Origin of the sequence: Pseudomonas sp. IPO3778, from assembly GCF_013386825.1 — a bacterium.
GTDB lineage: Bacteria > Pseudomonadota > Gammaproteobacteria > Pseudomonadales > Pseudomonadaceae > Aquipseudomonas.
This window is the reverse complement of the sequence record NZ_JACARC010000029.1, coordinates 53,187-72,323: the sequence shown is the minus strand read 5'-3', so window position 1 is coordinate 72,323 and position 19,137 is coordinate 53,187. Positions and strand designations below refer to the sequence as shown.

At 60.4% G+C, this 19,137-nt stretch carries 19 protein-coding genes; 17 read left to right on the top strand and 2 right to left on the bottom strand.

Translation table 11 applies throughout. The features are described from left to right. Positions 1-152: 152 nt before the first annotated feature. The 14 genes from HX855_RS13690 to HX855_RS13625 all read left to right on the top strand — a co-directional run bounded on the left by HX855_RS13690 (position 153) and on the right by HX855_RS13625 (position 11,961). Positions 153-902: an electron transfer flavoprotein subunit beta/FixA family protein gene (locus HX855_RS13690; RefSeq protein ID WP_004371224.1), complete on the top strand. Its 750-nt coding sequence runs from the start codon at positions 153-155 to the stop codon at positions 900-902. Between the two features lie 2 nt (positions 903-904). Further along, positions 905-1,834 carry an electron transfer flavoprotein subunit alpha/FixB family protein gene (locus tag HX855_RS13685; protein WP_177083852.1) on the top strand — a complete coding sequence of 310 codons (930 nt, stop codon included), beginning with the start codon at positions 905-907 and terminating at the stop codon, positions 1,832-1,834. Between the two features lie 186 nt (positions 1,835-2,020). Next, the gene (locus tag HX855_RS13680; RefSeq protein WP_177083854.1) at positions 2,021-2,836 is read left to right on the top strand and encodes an ABC transporter substrate-binding protein; all 816 of its coding nucleotides are present in this window, start codon (positions 2,021-2,023) and stop codon (positions 2,834-2,836) included. Between the two features lie 9 nt (positions 2,837-2,845). Beyond that, positions 2,846-3,208 (top strand): DUF4398 domain-containing protein, encoded by a 363-nt coding sequence (locus HX855_RS13675; RefSeq protein ID WP_177083856.1) that lies wholly within the window; start codon positions 2,846-2,848, stop codon positions 3,206-3,208. Continuing rightward, positions 3,205-4,017 carry an OmpA family protein gene (locus HX855_RS13670; RefSeq protein ID WP_177083858.1) on the top strand — a complete coding sequence of 271 codons (813 nt, stop codon included), beginning with the start codon at positions 3,205-3,207 and terminating at the stop codon, positions 4,015-4,017. Before HX855_RS13675 ends, HX855_RS13670 begins: the two co-directional genes overlap by 4 nt. A gap of 347 nt (positions 4,018-4,364) precedes the next feature. Next, the gene (locus HX855_RS13665; protein ID WP_008434911.1) at positions 4,365-5,804 is read left to right on the top strand and encodes a PLP-dependent aminotransferase family protein; all 1,440 of its coding nucleotides are present in this window, start codon (positions 4,365-4,367) and stop codon (positions 5,802-5,804) included. A gap of 104 nt (positions 5,805-5,908) precedes the next feature. Then, entirely contained in the window at positions 5,909-6,409 is a 501-nt protein-coding gene (locus HX855_RS13660) for a hypothetical protein (RefSeq protein WP_010165948.1), read from the top strand. A 163-nt stretch (positions 6,410-6,572) separates the two neighbouring features. Continuing rightward, the gene (locus tag HX855_RS13655) at positions 6,573-6,827 is read left to right on the top strand and encodes a YkgJ family cysteine cluster protein (RefSeq protein WP_177083860.1); all 255 of its coding nucleotides are present in this window, start codon (positions 6,573-6,575) and stop codon (positions 6,825-6,827) included. A 44-nt stretch (positions 6,828-6,871) separates the two neighbouring features. Next, positions 6,872-7,477: an START domain-containing protein gene (locus HX855_RS13650; RefSeq protein WP_177083862.1), complete on the top strand. Its 606-nt coding sequence runs from the start codon at positions 6,872-6,874 to the stop codon at positions 7,475-7,477. 103 nt (positions 7,478-7,580) lie between these two features. Further along, positions 7,581-7,817 (top strand): hypothetical protein, encoded by a 237-nt coding sequence (locus HX855_RS13645; protein ID WP_256351693.1) that lies wholly within the window; start codon positions 7,581-7,583, stop codon positions 7,815-7,817. Positions 7,818-8,030: 213 nt separating this feature from the next. After that, the gene (locus HX855_RS13640; protein WP_003193463.1) at positions 8,031-8,372 is read left to right on the top strand and encodes a ribonuclease E inhibitor RraB; all 342 of its coding nucleotides are present in this window, start codon (positions 8,031-8,033) and stop codon (positions 8,370-8,372) included. Between the two features lie 425 nt (positions 8,373-8,797). Further along, positions 8,798-10,207 (top strand): circularly permuted type 2 ATP-grasp protein, encoded by a 1,410-nt coding sequence (locus HX855_RS13635; RefSeq protein WP_177042991.1) that lies wholly within the window; start codon positions 8,798-8,800, stop codon positions 10,205-10,207. Positions 10,208-10,210: 3 nt separating this feature from the next. Beyond that, positions 10,211-11,161 (top strand): alpha-E domain-containing protein, encoded by a 951-nt coding sequence (locus HX855_RS13630; protein ID WP_177083866.1) that lies wholly within the window; start codon positions 10,211-10,213, stop codon positions 11,159-11,161. After that, a complete protein-coding gene (locus HX855_RS13625; protein ID WP_177083869.1) occupies positions 11,158-11,961 on the top strand; it encodes a transglutaminase family protein in 804 nt (267 codons plus the stop codon). The genes HX855_RS13630 and HX855_RS13625 overlap by 4 nt, the downstream gene beginning before the upstream one ends. Positions 11,962-12,168: 207 nt before the next feature. On the opposite strand, the gene HX855_RS13620 is transcribed toward HX855_RS13625, so the two are convergent. Further along, a complete protein-coding gene (locus HX855_RS13620) occupies positions 12,169-12,972 on the bottom strand; it encodes a cytochrome c (RefSeq protein WP_177083871.1) in 804 nt (267 codons plus the stop codon). Positions 12,973-13,643: 671 nt separating this feature from the next. Between HX855_RS13620 and HX855_RS13615 the strand changes: the two genes are divergently transcribed. The 3 genes from HX855_RS13615 (at position 13,644) to HX855_RS13605 (ending at position 17,960) form a co-directional block, all read left to right on the top strand. Beyond that, positions 13,644-14,849 (top strand): acetyl-CoA C-acetyltransferase, encoded by a 1,206-nt coding sequence (locus HX855_RS13615; protein ID WP_177083873.1) that lies wholly within the window; start codon positions 13,644-13,646, stop codon positions 14,847-14,849. A gap of 16 nt (positions 14,850-14,865) precedes the next feature. Continuing rightward, positions 14,866-17,013, top strand: coding sequence for a 3-hydroxyacyl-CoA dehydrogenase NAD-binding domain-containing protein (locus tag HX855_RS13610; protein ID WP_177083874.1), 2,148 nt, complete (start codon positions 14,866-14,868; stop codon positions 17,011-17,013). 218 nt (positions 17,014-17,231) lie between these two features. Next, complete coding sequence (locus HX855_RS13605) at positions 17,232-17,960, top strand: amidotransferase (RefSeq protein ID WP_177083876.1); 729 nt, start codon at positions 17,232-17,234, stop codon at positions 17,958-17,960. Positions 17,961-18,111: 151 nt separating this feature from the next. Here the strand turns inward: HX855_RS13605 and HX855_RS13600 are convergent, their stop codons facing one another. Then, positions 18,112-19,083: a magnesium and cobalt transport protein CorA gene (locus HX855_RS13600; RefSeq protein WP_177042996.1), complete on the bottom strand. Its 972-nt coding sequence runs from the start codon at positions 19,081-19,083 to the stop codon at positions 18,112-18,114. Positions 19,084-19,137 lie beyond the last annotated feature (54 nt).

The window sequence follows — 19,137 nt, the reverse complement described above, 5'->3', positions numbered from 1 at the left end:
TGACTTCTCGGTCACCACTGACGAACGGTCATCGCTTCCCGTGAGCAAGGTCATCCGCCGACGTTTTTGGAGGTGCCCTTGTGTGCCGATGAGCATCAACCGCCAGGTTCGCCTAGGCGACTTTCTTTTCACCGGAGAGTAACGAGGAATCCATGAAGGTTCTTGTAGCTGTCAAACGCGTTGTCGATTACAACGTGAAAGTTCGCGTCAAGGCGGACAATTCCGGCGTCGACCTCGCTAACGTCAAGATGTCGATGAACCCGTTCTGCGAAATCGCCGTGGAAGAAGCCGTACGCCTGAAAGAGAAAGGCGTTGCGACTGAAATCGTCGTCGTTTCCATCGGTCCGACCACTGCTCAAGAGCAGTTGCGTACCGCCCTGGCGCTGGGTGCCGATCGTGCCATCCTGGTCGAGTCCGCTGAAGAGCTGACGTCCCTGGCCGTTGCCAAGTTGTTGAAAGCGGTTGTCGACAAGGAACAGCCATCGCTGGTGATCCTCGGCAAACAAGCCATCGACAGCGACAACAACCAGACGGGCCAGATGCTGGCTGCACTGACCGGTTACGGCCAGGGCACCTTCGCGTCGAAAGTCGAAGTGAGCGGCGACAAAGTTGCCGTGACCCGCGAAATCGACGGCGGCGCGCAAACCGTTTCCCTGAAACTGCCAGCCATCGTCACCACCGACCTGCGTTTGAACGAGCCGCGTTATGCGTCCCTGCCAAACATCATGAAAGCCAAGAAGAAGCCTCTCGAAGTGCTGACTCCGGACGCTTTGGGCGTTTCCACTGCCTCCACCAACAAGACCGTAAAAGTCGAAGCGCCGGCTGCACGCAGCGCGGGCATCAAGGTCAAGTCGGTGGCTGAACTGGTCGAGAAACTGAAAAACGAAGCGAAGGTAATCTAACCATGACTATCTTGGTAATCGCAGAACACGACAACAAGGTTGTGGCCCCGGCCACCCTGAACACCGTCGCCGCCGCCGCCAAAATCGGTGGTGATGTCCACGTGCTGGTCGCTGGCCAAAACGTCGGCGCCGTGGCTGAAGCCGCTGCAAAAATCGCTGGCGTGAGCAAAGTACTGGTCGCCGACAACGCGGCCTACGCTCACCAACTGCCGGAAAACGTTGCCCCGCTGGTGGCAGAACTGGGCGCTGGCTACAGCCACATCCTGGCTGCCGCCACTTCCAACGGCAAAAACATCCTGCCGCGGGTTGCTGCGCAGCTGGACGTTGACCAGATCTCCGAGATCATCTCGGTCGAAAGCGCCGACACCTTCAAGCGCCCGATCTATGCCGGTAACGCCATCGCCACCGTGCAGTCCACTGCTTCGGTAAAAGTCATCACCGTGCGTGCCACCGGCTTCGACCCGGTGGCTGCCGAAGGTGGTTCGGCTGCGGTTGAGGCGGTTGCGGCTGCTCACGACGCTGGCACTTCCAGCTTCGTTGGCGAAGAGCTGGCCAAGTCTGACCGCCCTGAGCTGACCGCTGCCAAGATCGTCGTTTCCGGCGGCCGTGGCATGCAGAACGGTGACAACTTCAAACACCTGTACGCCCTGGCCGACAAGCTGGGCGCTGCGGTCGGCGCTTCCCGCGCGGCGGTCGACGCAGGTTTTGTACCGAACGACATGCAGGTCGGCCAGACCGGCAAGATCGTTGCGCCACAGCTGTACATCGCGGTCGGTATCTCCGGCGCGATCCAGCACTTGGCCGGTATGAAAGACTCCAAAGTGATCGTTGCGATCAACAAGGACGAAGAAGCACCGATCTTCCAGGTGGCTGATTACGGCCTGGTGGCGGACTTGTTCGAAGCCGTACCAGAGCTTTCGAAGCTGGTCTAATCCAGCCGCTTCACTTATAAAGAGCCCGGTCGTTTGACCGGGCTTTTTTTTGCACATGAATCCTGTAGGAGCGAGCTTGCTCGCGAAAAACCGCAGAGCACCGCGTTAAGCCAGGCACCCCGCGTCATCGTTAACGACCTTCGCGAGCAAGCTCGCTCCTACAAATAACTGACGGAGAACCCCGCCATGGAACTGCGCCTCTGGGCCCTGCTACTGGGACTGTCACTGCTGCCGACGGTATCGCAGGCCGCTGGCAAATGTGATCGCCTGGTGATCACCGGCAGCCCGGACGCACCGCCTTACCTGTGGCGTGATCCCCAGGACCCCACGCACTTGATCGGCGCCACCGCCGACCTGTTGCAGCAAGTGGCCAAGGACCTCGGGGTAAAAATCGACTTGCTGTACGGCGGCAAACGCGCCGCGGCACTGGACGAAGTGCGCAGCGGGCGCATGGACATCCTCGCCGATGCGCCGTTGACCCTCGACGCCCTGGACTCCCTGGACTACATCCACCCGGCGCTGGTGCAAACCGATTACCTGGTCTGGACCCGCAAGGATTCGACCCTGGCCTACAGCCAGGCCAGCGACCTGCAGGGCCACAAGGGTGCAGTGTCGGAAAGGGCGCGCCTGAGCCGCGACTTCGAAACCTTCGCCGGTGAGCAACTGACCCTGCAACGCCTGCCCACCCTGACCCCGGCGTTCCAGAAACTGCTGCTGGGGGAGGTCGACTACGTGCTCGCCGGGCGTTATTCCGGTATGGCCATGGCCCAGACCCTCGGCATGAGCAACGACCTGGTGGCCCGCGAAATACCCATCGACCAGCCGGGCCTGTACCTGGCCATTTCCCACAACTCCGCCTGCAACGATCCGTGGTTGCGCGGACAGCTCGCCAAAAAGATGACAGAATTGCCCGCGTCCGGTCTGGCGGAAGCCGCGCTGCAGAGCAATCTTGCGCGCTGGAAAGCGCAGTTGCAGCAACCCGTCGGCACCCCAACAAAGTAGGGATTTTCAGTGACTATTCGACCTCTTTTCGCGGCCCTCGCCGTTGTAGCTCTGGCGGGATGTGCAGCCGATCCTGCGCCGAATGAACAAATGCGCCTGACCCAGCAAGCCCTGGAACAAGCCAACGCCGTGGGCGCCGCCGCCGATGACTCGCCGGAGCTGAAGCTGGCTGAAGGCAAGTTCACCCAGGCCCAGGCTGACATGGCCGATCAATCCTACAAGGACGCCCGCATGCAGGCTGAAGAAGCCGAGCTGGACGCCCGCCTGGCGGAAGCCCAGGTACTGACCCGCAAAAGCCGCGAGCAGTTGAATGTGCTCAACACCCGTATCACCCGTTTGCGCAAGCAGTTGCAGTTGGGAGATGCCCAATGAGCCCGTTGATTCGAGGGTTGAGCTGTGTGGCATTGCTGGGCAGTGTGCTCGGCGGTTGCGCGACTCATCCCGACAGCAATGTCGCCTTGCAACAGGCGAGCAGTGACTTCCAGAAGGTCAAGGAAGATTCGAATGTGCTGCGTATCGCCCCCAAGGACGTGATTCGCGCCGGCGAGTCCCTGGCCCGCGCCGACCGCTTCTCCAGCTTCTGGGGCAGTGGTGCCGATGTGGCGCATTACGCCTACCTGAGCCAGCGCTACAGCGCGATTGCCCGGGAACACACCGAGCAGGCCCTCAACCAGGAGCGCGGCGTCAAGCTGGAGCTGGAGCGCCAGCGTCTGCAACTGGCCCTGCGGGAAGCCAAGCTGAGCAGCGTGCAGCAACAGGGCAAATGGCTTGAGGCGCAGATCGCCAGCCTGACCACTGTCCAGACCGATCGCGGCCTGGTGATGACCTTGGGCGACGTGCTGTTCGACACCGGCGAGGCAGAGCTGCAAAACTCGGCCAACCGCACGGTGCTCAAAGTCGTACAGTTCCTGCAATTGAACCCCAAGCGCGTAGTGCGCATCGAGGGTTACACCGACAATACCGGTGGCGAGCCGGAAAACCTCAAACTGTCCCGGGACCGCGCTCAATCCGTGGCGGATGTGCTCAGTGACCTGGGCATCGATGAAAAACGCATCCAGGTGGAAGGCTACGGCGATCAGTACCCGGTTGAAGCCAATGCGTCGGAGCGTGGCCGGGCGCAGAACCGCCGGGTAGAAATTGTGTTTTCCGATGAGAAAGGCCAGCTGGGCGCAGCCCGCTAAAACCAGACGCTCAGGGTGAAACGCTCGCCCTGCGGGAGCTGTCGAGCCCCGGCGAGGCTGCGATAGCATCGCCTCGGTCTTCCCGTAAGACTGCAGCGCCTGCATCGCAGCCTCGCTAAAGCTCGACAGCTCCCACGATGGATGTGTGGTGTTATGGATAAAGCATTTCAAAAGGCCCGGTCACTGATCGGGTTTTTTGTGCCTGCGATTCAGTTCACCACCCTTACAGTTTTTTCTATCACTGCCGCCCGCGCTCGACTATTGTGGCAACTGTCCCCGTACACTTCTAAACTGTGCCGGTATGTTTCACACAAAAATAAAATACCCGTGAAATCGAGTGCTGCGTCATGACCAATCTGTTGCTTTACCAACGTATCGCCCAGCAACTGGCTGAGGATATCCGCCGAGGTGTCTATCAACCGGGTGAGCGCGTGCCTTCGGTGCGCAAAATGAGCTCCCAGCTCAACGTCAGCCACGCCACCGTGCTACAGGCCTACGCGAACCTGGAAGACCAGGGCTTGATTCGCGCGCGGCCGCAGTCCGGGTATTACGTGCACCAGACGCCTGCGCTCACCGCGCCCACGCCGGACATCGCCCGGGTCGAGCGTCCAGGGTTGGTCACCCGCAGCAGCATCATTCAACAAGTGTTGGTGGAGTCCCGTCGCGAAGGCGTGTTCCCGCTGGGCGCCGCGGTGCCGAGTGTGGACTACCTGCCGGTACGTGCGTTGCACCAGCAACTGGCCAAGGTCACGCGTTTCCAGAGCCCACGGGCGTTCAGCTACATGTTCAGCCCGGGGTTTGAACCGCTGCGGCGCCAGGTGGCGATCCGCATGCGGGATGCAGGGGTGGTGGTCGACCCGTCCGAAGTGGTGATCACCCACGGCTGTGTCGATGCGTTGCAGATGTCGCTGCGGGTACTGACCCGTCCCGGCGACTTGATCGCCGCCGAATCACCGACCTATTACGGCTTGCTGCAACTGGCGGACCTGCTGGGCCTCAAGGTCATCGAAATCCCCAGCGACCCGGCCACCGGCATGAGCCTGGAAGCCCTGCAACTGGCCGCCAACCAATGGTCGATCAAGGCCTTGGTGCTGACCACGCGCCTGAGCAATCCCCTGGGCGGCACCATGCCCGAAGAGCGGCAGAAACAGTTGCTGCGCCTGGCGTCGGATTTCGATATCCAGGTGGTTGAAGACGATATCTATGGCGAGCTGATGTTCGAGCTGGGCCGCACCAAGGCCCTGAAAGCCTACGACCGCCTGGACCGGGTCATCTATTGCTCCAGCTTCTCCAAGACGTTGTCACCGGGTATCCGCATTGGCTGGATGATCGCCGGCAAGTACCAGCAGGAAATCCAGCGCCTGCAAATGTTCAGCACCCATTCGGCCTGCAGCGTGACCCAGATGGGCACGGCCGCGTACCTGGAAAACGGCGGTTACGACCGGCATCTGCGGTATATCCGCCAGGAGTACCGCAAGAACCTCAGCGCCTTCCAGTTGGCGGTGCAGCAGTATTTTCCGGAAGGCACCCAGATGACCCGTCCGACCGGCGGCTTTATCTTGTGGGTCAGTTTGCCGGGCCGGGTCAATACCCAGGAACTGCACGTACGCGCCTTGCAGCAAGGCATCAGCATTGCACCGGGGCTGATCTTCAGTAATACGGAACAGTTCAACCACTGTATTCGCCTGAATTGCGGCACGCCTTGGAATCGCGAGGCCGAGCGCGCGTTAATGACCCTCGGCATGCTGGCGAGCCAGTTGTGCCAGGAGACTGCGGCGGGTTTTTGAGGCGCTAAAAGGGGGCATAACGGGAAGCTGGCTAATTACCATGCTTGTCATGCCGCCCTCAACAAGCGAGCATATGGCCTTCTGCCGTTAATGCTGCTGGCGATATGACTTATACCTTTCCTGCTGCGCTGCTGATCTGCGTGTTAAGCCTGTGTAACGCTGGCGCCGTCCTGGCGGCGCCTGCCAGTGAAACAGCGCCTGCTGCCAGCACCCAGCAAAAGGCGCCGGCGAAAAAAGCCGCCCCGGCCAAGAAGGCGCCGGTGGCGAAGAAAGCACCGGCAAAGAAAGCCGCACCGACCAAAAAGCGTGCGCCTATCGCCAGCAAATCAAAATCAGCCCACGAAGTCGCCAAGACTCAGTTACCGCCTGCAGAGCTGGATTTGAGCCTGCCGTCGAACATGGTTCGCCATCTGCAGCCCCTTGGCACCATGCCCCAGCCGAAGAACGTGCCGTTACTGCCGCCGATGTTTGCCGAAAAGCCCACCGATAACAGCGCGTTCCAGATCAACGGGCGCCTGCTCAGCAACGAAATGCAGCTGCAACTGCGCAACGAAGAACGGCGCGAAGTGGAAGGGGCGGCGCTGGATTTCCAGTTCAAACAATAAACCCGACGAGTAAACGTGATGTGTAACCCTGACCTTCTGTCGCAGACTGGTCAGTCACTTTTGTTTTCGGTGAAAAACCCCTGTTAAGCCAATTTAAAACGTCTGTTTAAGGGCGTAGTCTTACGTGGCCATCAACACTTGAGTTGTCGAGGATCTGTTCGTCATGAAATGCCGTGAAGGCTGTGGCGCTTGCTGCATTGCCCCATCCATCAGCTCTGCGTTGCCGGGAATGCCTGCCGGTAAACCTGCGGGCGAACGCTGCCTGCATCTGTCGGTCGAACTTCTGTGCCAGTTGTTTGGCCAGCCTGAGCGGCCAGCGGTGTGCAGTTCGTTCAAGGCGGATATCGAGGTCTGTGGCAGCAGCCAGGCAGAAGCGATCAAGTTGATCGGCTGGTGGGAACAGATGACGGCGGCTTAGTGGGCTGTTCAAAGTACTGAACTTCAACAATAAGGAAGAAGACCATGGGTTCACTGAAACGAATTGCAGTGTTGTGCGGTTTTACCGTTTTGTTTGCAACTGCTGCCCGCGCTGAAGACTGGCAGACGGCCAAGGACGAAGACGGCATCAAAGTCTCCTTGAGTGAAATTGCCGGCTCCAAGTACAAGGCTTATCGCGGTGTGACCACCATCAAGGCACCGGTGGCCAAGATCCAGGCGTTGCAGGAAGACGTGGTGGGGGCCTGTTCCTGGATCCACGAATGCAAGTCGCAGAAACTGCTCAAGACCGAAGGCGACAAGAGCTGGACCTACACCCAGTTCAAGGCACCGTTCCCGGTGACCGATCGTGACTCGATCCTGGAAATCACCACCACCAAGGCCGCCGACGGCACGGTGACCCGCAAGCTGTTGGAAGTGCCGACCTACCAGCCGGAAGTCAAAGGCTATGTGCGCGTGGCCCAGGTCGACGGTTACTGGAAGCTGGTGCCTAAAGGCGACAACCTGACCGAAGTGACCTACCAGGTGCACACCGAGCCAGGTGGCAGCGTGCCGTCGTGGTTGGCTAACAAGTTTGTGGTGGACGCCCCGTTCAACACCCTCAAAGCCCTGCGCGAACACGCTGAAAAGTAAGACCCTTTGATCGTGTGCCTCCTGCCTTGAGTGGAACGTTTTCCGAGCCCTCAAGGTCCAGATGTGTGTAAGCCCACCCATGGGTTTTATCGAGGAGGCACTGATGCAAACGTGGAAAATTACCTTCGTTGATGATCATGGCGTGCAGTCTGTGGAGCAGTTCGTCTGCGGCGAAAAACCAAGCCTGGAAGACGCTGCCCATATGATCCGTGCCAAGTTGCTGCCCGTGGCCGCTGAACTGGACCTCAACGACCTGGAAGGCCGCACGGCCGAGCCCACGCTGAAAAGCCTGAAAGATCAAAACAGTATTCAAATCCTCGACATTTCTCCCGCCGCCTGAATATTCCCTGTACGTCTTTAAACAGCCTCTGGTGGAGCTGATAGCTTCGCGCTACTCTGCAATGGAGATCAGCGAATGAATCGCTAAGGTCTGGTCTTGTCAGCTACATGCTTGTCTCCCAGCGGCGACGTCATTGCCGTAACACCCGCGCCCTTGCAGCGCGGGCCTTGGGAAGCACGGAAAGTCTATCCATCGGTTTGAGGAGGACGTTTCATGAGCACAGCCTATCAAGAAGACATCAGCACCAACGTGTTGCGCCGCATGAAAGAGGGCGGCTTTGACTTCTCGCGTTTCCACCCCATCGAGTTCTACGCCATTTTCCCGGATGAGGAACGTGCGCGCCGGGCTGCGGGTCGGTTTCGTGGAGAATCCCTGAATGCCCAGGTCAGCGCGCGGGATGACGGCGCCTGGTACCTGGAGCTGAGCAAAATCATGTTCGCCACCTACGACGGCATAGGAGACTTCGAGCAGGACTTTGAGGCGGTGGTTGAGCCCTTGGGCGGAATCATTGAAGGATGGGGCGTGAAACAGGAGGTGCGTGGGTTACCCATGTAGCAGGATGAACAACTACACAGCGTATCGGCTGACCCTTGGGTCGGCCGTTTTTGTTTCTGGCGCGGGAAAAATCCTGCGCAAAAAAAAGCCACCCGAGCAGGGTGGCCAAAGGGAAGATCGCAAAGGAGCAGAGCAATTCGGTAGAAGCGGTGGTGCGCAATGGATGAGGCTGTAGGACGTGTCCTGTTCAGCGGATGGAGGTGATTATCCCCAGGGTTTGCCGGGCAGTGAAATCAACTCTGACTATGCTGTTGATAGTCATGGCCTGCATTGCAATGAGGCGGCGGGCATGACAGCGGGCATTTGCTGCACCGGGACGGTGCGCCGAGGCCTGCGCCCATATCCAACTGATTGATACTTAAGTGTTTATGCCGCTGGCACGGGCCTTGCGATGGTTCTTGCGTCCGGGTGACAAGGAGTACGGCATGATCCGCACTTATTATGATGAGATGTACGACGGGGCAGGGCAGGTTCGCCCCCATTACCGCGAATTTGCCCGCTGGTTGGCCGAGACGCCCCCCGAACTGCTGGCCCAACGCCGGCGCGAAGCCGATTTGCTGTTTCACCGGGCCGGCATCACCTTCACGCTGTATGGCGATGAGCAAGGCACCGAACGCCTGATTCCTTTTGACACCATCCCCCGCAGCATTCCGGCCAGTGAATGGCGGATCGTCGAGCGCGGCTGCATCCAGCGGGTCAAGGCGCTGAACATGTTCCTCGCCGACCTCTACCACGAACAACGGATCATCAAGGCCGGGATCATTCCCGCCGAGCAGGTGCTGGCCAACGAGCAGTACCAGTTGGCGATGCAGGGCCTGGACCTGCACCGCGATATCTATTCCCACATCTCCGGCGTCGACCTCGTACGCGATGGCGACGGCACTTACTACGTCCTCGAAGACAACCTGCGCACCCCCAGCGGTGTCAGCTACATGCTCGAAGACCGCAAGATGATGATGCGCCTGTTCCCCGAGCTGTTTGCTGCCCAGCGCATCGCCCCGATCGATCACTACCCCAACCTGTTGCTCGACACCCTGAAGAGCTCCAGCCCGCTGGATAACCCCAGTGTGGTGGTGCTGACCCCGGGCCGCTTTAACAGCGCGTTTTTTGAACATGCGTTCCTGGCCCGTGAAATGGGGGTGGAACTGGTGGAAGGCGCCGATCTGTTCGTGCGCGACGACCGCGTATTCATGCGCACCACCGACGGCCCCAAAGCGGTGGACGTGATCTACCGTCGTCTCGACGATGCGTTCCTCGACCCGCTGGCCTTCAACCCCGACTCCATGCTCGGTGTGCCGGGGCTGTTGGCCGCTTATCGTTCGGGCAATGTGGTGCTGGCGAATGCCATCGGCACCGGGGTGGCGGATGACAAGTCGGTGTACCCGTTCGTCACCGAGATGATCCGTTTTTACCTGGACGAAGAGCCGATCCTGAAGAATGTTCCGACGTTCCAGTGCCGTAATCCCAGTGAACTGTCCCACGTACTGGCCAACCTTCCGGAGCTGGTGGTGAAAGAAACCCAGGGCTCCGGTGGCTACGGCATGTTGGTCGGCCCGGCCGCTACGGCGGCAGAAATCGAAGCCTTCCGTGCACGCATCAAGGCCAAGCCCCACGCCTATATCGCACAACCAACGCTGTGCCTGTCGACGTGCCCGACCTTCGTCGAGAACGGCATTGCCCCACGGCATATCGACCTGCGTCCGTTCGTGCTGCAAGGCAAGGAAACCCGTGTGGTGCCCGGTGGTCTGACACGTGTGGCACTGCGAGAAGGTTCGCTGGTGGTCAACTCGTCCCAGGGCGGTGGCACCAAAGACACTTGGGTGGTCGAGGATTGAACGATGTTGAGTAGAACTGCCTCGGATTTGTATTGGATGTCGCGCTACCTGGAGCGTGCGGAAAACCTCGCGCGCATGCTCGATGTCAGTTATTCCCTGTCGCTGATGCCCCAGGATGGGCGCGGTGATGGCCTGCATGAACTGGCGATGCCGCTGCTGATCACCGGCACCCTGGACGATTACCGCGAGCGCCACGGTGAGCTGCATGCCGAGCGCCTGCTGCATTTCTTTGCGCTGGATGCCGCCAACCCGGCAAGCATCTACAGCTGCCTGGGTTCCGCGCGGGCCAGTGCCCACGCGGTACGTGGGCGAATCACCGCCGACATGTGGGAAAACATCAACGCCACCTGGCTGGAAATTCGCGACATCGCCCAGCAAGGCCTGAGTCGCTACGGCATGAGCCGGTTCTGCGAGTGGGTGAAGGAGCGCTCCCACCTGTTCCGCGGCGCCACCTACGGCACCATCATGCGGAATGACGCGTTTCGTTTTATCCGCCTGGGCACCTTTATCGAGCGGGCCGACAACACGTTGCGCCTGCTGGATGCCCGCTACGAAATGGCTGGCGACCAGGCCGAAGCGGTCACGGACGGCACGGCTCACGCCTACTATCAGTGGAGCGCGCTACTAAGGGCCTTGTCGTCGTTCGAGGCCTACACCGAGATTTACCGCGACGCCCCCGGTGCCCGGCAAGTTGCCGAATTGTTGCTGCTGCGCGCCGATGTCCCGCGTTCGTTGCGCGCCTGCAGTGAAGAAATCGACCAGATCCTGGGCAGCCTGCCCGGCGTCAACGGCCGCCCGGCCCAGCGCCTGGCAGCCGAGATGGACGCGCGCCTGCGCTACACCGCCATCGACGAAATTCTTGAGGAAGGCCTGCACGCTTGGCTGACCGACTTTATCCCCCTCGTGCGCGAGCTGGGTGACGCTATTTACAGTTCCTACCTGGAGGCGGCATGAGACTTTCCATCAGCCACGAAACCACCTACCACTACGAAGACCAGGTGCGCGCCAGCATCCAGTACCTGCGCCTCACGCCCCACGACAGCGAGCGCCAGCACGTGCTGAGCTGGCAACTGGACCTGCCGCGGCCGGTGCGGGCGCAACTGGATCCATTCGGCAATATCCTGCACGTGCTGACCCTGGACGAGCCCCACGAAGCCATCATCATCGGCGCCCGTGGCCAGGTGGATATCGACGAATTGCGCGAGGCCGAGCATGAAAGCCAATCGGCGTTCCCGTTCCTGCGTTGCACCCGTTTGACCGAGCCGGACGACGCCCTGCGCAGCTTTGCCGAACAGCACTGCCACCAGCGCCGTGACCGCAGCGCGTTGATCGACCTGATGCATGCGCTGAACCAGTACATGACCTATTCGCCGGGCTCGACCGAAGTCGACACCTGCGCGGCCAAGGCGTTTGCCGGGCGTGCCGGGGTTTGTCAGGACCACACCCACGCCTTCCTCGCCTGTGCCCGCAGCCTGGGCATTCCCGCGCGGTATGTGTCGGGGTATTTGTACAGCGAAGATTGCGAGCACCTGGCCAGCCATGCCTGGGCCGAAGCCTGGCTGGATGACGCCTGGTACAGCTTTGATGTGACTAACCAGTTGGCCCGCCCGGAGCGGCATTTGAAGCTGGCGGTGGGGTTGGATTACCTGGACGCCTGCCCGGTAAGGGGCATGCGCCGTGGGGGAGGGCATGAACAGATGCATGCCAAGGTATTTGTGGCACCGACACCGGTGATTTCGGTGCAGCAGCAGTAGGATTCCGGGGGAGAGAGGCGCTTTGTGTAGCAGGAAACCTCTCTGTGCCAGGAAAGCTTTTTGTGGCGAGGGAGCTTGCTCCCCCTGGGCTGCGAAGCGGCCCCAAAACCTGCCCCCGAGTTCTATCTGGAGAAATGCGATCGTCTGATGGGGGCTGCTGCGCAGCCCAGCGGGAGCAAGCTCCCTCGCCACAGGTTTGCCGGAGCCTTAAGGCTGCTTTCTGCCTGCCATATGCTTCAAATACCCCACCAACAGGTCCAGGTCCGCATCCGGCAGCACACTGGCAGCAAACGCCGGCATTTTCGCCTGCGGCCAATGCCGCAGGCTTTGCGGGTCGCGGATATAGCGCTTGAGGAAATCCCCGGCGAAATATTCAGTGGGGTTGTACGGAAGATTCAGGTCTGGCCCCACCTGCGCATCGCCGGCACCATTGAGGCGATGACACGCCAGGCAATTTTTCTGGAACAGCGCGAAGCCTTGATTTACCGGGTCATTCGCCGCCAGTTTGGGGTCCGGCAATAACGCCGGGAAGCGCTCCGCCACCGTTTTCAATTGCTTGATCCCGGAGATCTGAAACGGCCATTGCTCCGGGCTGATGTTTCCTGCCTGCGGGTCCGTCCACACCAGGTAAAACGGCCCGGCACCGGGTTTGCCGTCCGCCAGTGGCGGCCATGGGTGCGCCGGGTCTTCCACCGCCAACCAGGCCCGTGCGCCGCTTTTTGAAAGCAGTGGCGCCGCCGCCAGTTCAGCGGCAAAGCCATCAAGGGCCACCGCCTGCAGATGATTTTCCGCCGTGATGCCCGGCAACAGCGCCGCCAACGGCACCGCGCGGTAGGTCATGGTGCGCTTGTAGGACACGTCATCAACGATCTGCACGGTCTGCGCATCCGGGCGCTTGAGCAGTTCGGTTGTATCCCAGGTTTTACTGGCGTGATCCAGCTCAATGGTCAGTTGCGCGGCAGAAACCGGCAGGGCCAGCAGCAGGGTCAGGAGGACGATGATCTGTTTCAAGGAAGGGCCCGTGTTTGAGTGTCGATGCGGGGTTCACGATACCGCAAACAACCCGAAACCGGCGCGCAAAACGGCAGCCCCTGACGGGATCGCTATACGCAATATCCCGAAAGGCGCTGCCAAAGGCTGCGATCCTGGCGCTGTGTCTGCGCAGAATGTGGGGTGTGAGGGGTCACCCAATAACCTTGGTTAGATTGGGCAAGATCAGAATCAGGGTGGTGGCGAAAAGAATAAGTCCCGCCTGACGTACTTTCGAATGTTTGAACATGGCTGACTGCCTTTTGTTGTTATTCCTGAGCGTCAAATGCGTGCCGGTCTGTTTCACTATGACGGTACTACATGACTCTTTTCTTACAGGTGCTCCAGCAAAACCCGGCAGCAACCTTTTACTTCTCTTACAGATTCAACCTTAGAGCCCTCGTTCTGTGCGGCTTAGATCCATTTCATCTCATCACCTGCAGAGTTCTTATTAAAAACGCATGAGGCCAATTGCCAGCCAGACGCCAGCCCTACGGCTAGACAGCTAAAACGATTAATCAGCTGATTCCCGTAGCCTCCTACCGTTCGTCTGAGCGTGAGCGTCAAGGTCAATGAGCGGTTCGGTCATTGAATCCGGCGCCCCGGCGCCTAAGGTAAGGGCACGATTCTTTGCACACTGGTTCGAGGACGTTATGACCCAAGCTTTGATCTTTGATGCGATACGCACGCCCCGTGGCAAAGGCAAGGCTGATGGCGCCTTACACAGCGTCAAGCCGGTGAACCTGGTGGCGGGCTTGTTGACGGCACTGCAGCAGCGCACCGGCCTCGATACCCGGCAAGTGGATGACATCGTCCTCGGCTGCGTCACCCCGGTGGGGGACCAAGGCGCCGACATCGCCAAGACCGCTGCCTTGGTGGCCAATTGGGACGTCAGTGTCGCCGGTGTACAGGTCAACCGCTTTTGCGCCTCGGGCCTGGAGGCGGTCAACCTTGGTGCGATGAAGGTGCGTTCCGGCTTTGAAGACCTGGTGGTGGTCGGCGGCGTCGAGTCCATGTCCCGTGTGCCCATGGGCAGCGACGGCGGCGCCTGGGTGCTCGACCCGCAAACCAATATGCACAGCCATTTCACGCCCCAGGGCATCGGTGCCGACCTGATCGCCACGTTGGAAGGTTTCACCCGCCAGGACGTCGATGCCTTTGCCCTGCACTCACAGCAGAAAGCGGCGCGGGCCAGATCGAACGGTTCCCTCAACAAGTCGCTGATCGCGGTGCAGGACCAGAACGGCATTGTGCTGCTGGACCAGGACGAGTTCATCCGTGCCGATTCCACCCTGGAAGGCCTGGGCAAACTCAAGCCCAGCTTTGAAATGATGGGCCAGATGGGCTTCGACGCCACGGCCTTGCGGGTCTACAGCCACGTCGAGCGCATCAACCATGTGCACACACCGGGCAACAGTTCGGGGATCGTCGATGGCGCGGCGCTGATGCTGATCGGCTCCGAAGCGAAGGGCCGCGAACTTGGCCTGCAACCCCGGGCGCGCATCGTCGCCACGGCGGTCACCAGCACCGACCCCACCATCATGCTCACCGGCCCGGCGCCGGCCACCCGCAAGGCCCTGGCCAAGGCCGGCCTGAGGGTTGAAGACATCGACCTGTTCGAGGTCAACGAAGCGTTTGCCTCGGTGGTGCTCAAGTTCATCAAGGACATGGGCATCGATGCCGCCCGGGTCAATGTCAACGGCGGCTCCATCGCCATGGGCCACCCATTGGGCGCCACGGGCTGTGCGATTCTCGGCACCTTGCTCGACGAACTGGAGGTGCGCCAGCAGCGATACGGCCTGGCCACCCTGTGTGTCGGCGGCGGCATGGGTATCGCTACTATCATCGAACGCCTCTGAGCCTAAGGAATCAGTCATGACCGATGCCATTCGTTACGAAAAGGGCCAGGACCAGATTGTGGTGCTGACCATCGACATGCCCGGCCAGAGCGCCAACACCATGAACGGGGTGTACCGCGAGGCCATGGCGGCCACCGTCGCCCGCCTGGACGCCGAGAAGGATTCGATTGCAGGCGTGATCATCACCTCGGCGAAGAAGACCTTCTTTGCCGGCGGCGACCTCAATGAACTGATCAAGGTCGACAAGCCCCACGCCAAGGATTTCTACGACAGCGTGCTGGTGTTGAAGGCGCAACTGCGCACCCTGGAAACCCTCGGCAAACCGGTAGTGGCCGCCATCAACGGCGCGGCACTGGGCGGCGGATGGGAGATTTGCCTGGCGTGCCAGCACCGCGTGGCACTGGACCATAAGTCGGTCCAGATCGGCCTGCCGGAAGTCACCCTCGGCCTGCTGCCGGGCGGCGGCGGTGTGGTGCGCATGGTGCGCATGCTGGGGCTGGAAAAGGCCTTGCCCTACTTGCTGGAAGGTAAAAAGATTACGCCGCAGCAGGCGCTGCAAGCCGGGTTGATTGACGAGCTGGCGACAGACCGTGACGAACTGCTGGCCAAGTCCCGAGCCTGGGTCCTGGCCAATCCCGAGGCGAAACAGCGTTGGGACATCAAGGGTTACCAGATCCCTGGCGGCACGCCATCCAACCCGAAAGTCGCGCAAATGCTCGCCATTGCGCCGTCGATCCTGCGCAGCAAAACCAACGGCTGTTTCCCGGCCCCGGAGAAAATCCTGTGTGCCGCCGTGGAAGGTGCCCAGGTGGATTTCGACACCGCGCACCTGATCGAGACCCGCTACTTCACCGAGCTGGTCACCGGGCAAGTGGCGAAAAACATGATCGGCACCTTCTGGTTCCAGCTCAATGAAATCAACGCCGGCAGCTCGCGGCCCAAGGGCTTTGCGCCGTATGTGACCCGCAAGGTTGGGGTGCTCGGCGCCGGGATGATGGGGGCAGGCATTGCTTACGTCAGCGCTTCGGCGGGCGTTGAGGTGGTGCTCAAGGACGTCAACCTGGCCGCGGCGGAGAAGGGCAAGGCGCACTCGGCGGCGCTGCTGGACAAGAAGGTCGGCCGTGGGCAATTGACCGCTGAACAGCGGGAAACCATCCTCGCAAGGATTGTTCCTACGGAATCTGACGCCGACCTGGCGGGCTGCGACCTGATCATCGAAGCCGTCTTCGAAGACCGTGAGCTGAAGGCCAAGGTCTCGGCTGCTGCACAAAGCGTGGTCGGCGCCGAGGCAGTCATCGCTTCCAACACCTCCACCTTGCCCATCAGCGGACTGGCCACGGCCGTACCCGACCAGGGCAAGTTTATCGGCCTGCATTTTTTCAGCCCGGTGGACAAAATGCCCCTGGTGGAAATCATCAAGGGCGCCCGCACCCGCGACGAAACCCTGGCCCGGGGTTTCGACTTCGTACTGCAAATCAAGAAAACCCCGATCGTGGTCAACGACAGCCGCGGCTTCTTCACCTCGCGGGTGTTCGGCACCTTCACCAACGAAGGCATCGCCATGCTCGGCGAAGGCGTGGCCGCGCCGATGATCGAGACCGAGGCGCGCAAGGCCGGCATGCCGGTGGGGCCGCTGGCAGTCTCTGACGAAGTTTCCCTCAGCCTGATGAGCCATATCCGTCAGCAGACAGCCAAGGACCTACAGGCCGAAGGCAAGCCGTTACCCCGGCATCCGGCGTTTGCCGTGATCGACTTGTTGCTCAACGAATACAAGCGTTCGGGCAAGGCGGCGGGGAGTGGCTTCTACGATTACCCGGCGGGCGGGCAGAAACACCTGTGGCCGGAGCTGAAAAGCCGCTTTGAAAAGCCTGGCCAACAGATCTCGCCGCAGGACGTGCGCGACCGTTTGCTGTTTATCCAGGCCATCGAAACCGTGCGCTGTGTGGAGGAGGGCGTGTTGATGTCGACGGCCGATGCCAACGTCGGCTCGATCTTCGGTATTGGCTTTGCTGCCTGGAGTGGCGGGGCGCTGCAATTCATCAACCAGTACGGCCTGAACGACTTCATCGCCCGGGCGCGTTACTTGGCCGAGCAATACGGTGAGCGCTTCACGCCTCCGGCGCTGTTGCTGAAGAAAGCCGCACAGGGTGAAGTGTTTCGGTGATCAAAATGTGGGAGCGGCGGTGCGACGATTCGACTTGCTCGCGAAAGCGGCGGATCAGTTGATGTATTTGGTTGCTGACACACCGCCTTCGCGAGCAAGTCGAATCGTCGCACCGCCGCTCCCACATTGAGCATGGCGATGGGGCTTGCCTTGGTAGGGTATTTCAAGGCAGGCTCTGGGGGTGTTCATTATTCCCATCGCCGTGTCAGGTATTTTTTATGTCGTTACGCGTGTGCATCCTGGAAACCGATATCCTGCGTCCCGGGCTGATCGATCAGTACCAAGGGTACGGGCAGATGTTCAAGCGCCTGTTCTCCAAGCAGCCGATTGCCGCCGAGTTCGTTATCTACAACGTGGTGCAGGGTGAATACCCGGCGGATGACGAAGTGTTCGATGCCTACCTGGTGACGGGCAGCAAGGCTGACTCTTTCGGCACCGACCCCTGGATCCAGACCCTCAAGACCTACCTGCTGGGCCGTCATGCCCGTGGCGACAAGCTGATCGGCATCTGTTTCGGTCATCAGTTGTTGGCGCTGCTGTTGGGCGGCAAGACCGAGCGGGCGACCAAGGGCTGGGGCATGGGCATCCATGACTACAAATTGAACGCCAAGGCCCCGTGGATGAGCCCGGTGGTGGAAGAGCTGACGCTGTTGATCAGCCACCAGGACCAGGTCACTACGCTGCCGGAAAACGCCACGGTGATCGCCTCCAGCGAGTTCTGCCCGTTTGCGGCGTACCACATCGAAGACCAGGTGCTGTGCTTCCAGGGTCACCCGGAATTTATCCACGACTATTCCCGCGAGTTGCTGGAGATTCTTCAGACAACTTTGGGGGAGAAGGTCTACAACAATGGAGTGGCCAGCCTGGAACGAGACCACCACGGCGTGACCGTGGCGGAATGGATGATGCGGTTTGTGGCGCACAAACCAGAAGCAGGCGCGGCCTAATCAATTCGGGTTGATTGATTAGCTTGTTGTGGCGAGGGAGCTTGCTCCCGCTGGGGTGCGAAGCGCCCCCGCTTTTAACAGCACGACTGCTGCGCAGCCGAACGGGAGCAAGCTCCCTCGCCACAACAGCAATCGCCACAAGAGCAGTTTTCTACAGCCAGCCTGAGCGCTTGAAACTGGCCCACAACCCCGTACACCCCACCGCAATAAACCCCAGCACCGCAAAGTAGCCGTAGTGCCATTGCAGCTCCGGCATGTTCTGGAAGTTCATCCCGTAGATCCCGGCCACCGCCGTCGGGAACGCCAAAATTGCGGCCCAGGCAGCAAACTTGCGCTGCACCACGCTCTGGCGCTGGGCTTCCAGCAACACCCCAATCTCGATGGTCTGGCTGGCGATATCCCGCAGGGTGGTCAGGTCTTCCATCTGCCGGGTGACGTGAATCTGCACATCGCGAAAGTACGGGCGCATGTTCTTGTCGATAAACGGAAAACTCAGCTTCTGCAGCTCCTGACTGATCTCCACCATCGGCGCAACGTAACGCTTCAACCGCAGTACGTCGCGGCGCAGGCCATGGAGTTTTTGGATGTCGTGTTCATTCAGGGAGTTGCACAGCACGTTGCGCTCCAGCTCATCGACCTCGGCATGAATCGCCTCGCTCACGGGCTGGTAGTTCTCGGTGACAAAATCCAGCAGCGCATAGAGTACGAAATCTTCGCCATGCTCCAGCAGCAGCGGCCGCGCCTCACAGCGTTGGCGCACATAGCCGTAGGACGCCGAATGGCCGTTGCGGGCGGTGATGATATAGCCGTTGCCGGCAAAGATATGGGTCTCGATAAACTCCAGCTTGCCGTTATCGCGCACCGGCGAGTAGGTCACGATAAACAGCGCATCGCCGAAGGTTTCAAGCTTGGGGCGGCTGTGCTTTTCCAGCGCGTCCTCGATGGCCAGTTCGTGCAGGTTGAACTGGCGTTGCAGGTTGGCCAGCTCCAGGGCGCTGGGTTCTTCCAGGCCGATCCACACAAAGTGGTCGGGCTTGGCGGCCCAGGCGGCGCCTTCGTCGAGGGTGATATCGGTGACTTTCTTACCGGCGCTATAGACGGCGGCCGCAACAACTCTACCCATAGTGCTGATCGCTTCTTTATTGGATGACAGTTGTTGCGCAGCTTAGCCTGAACA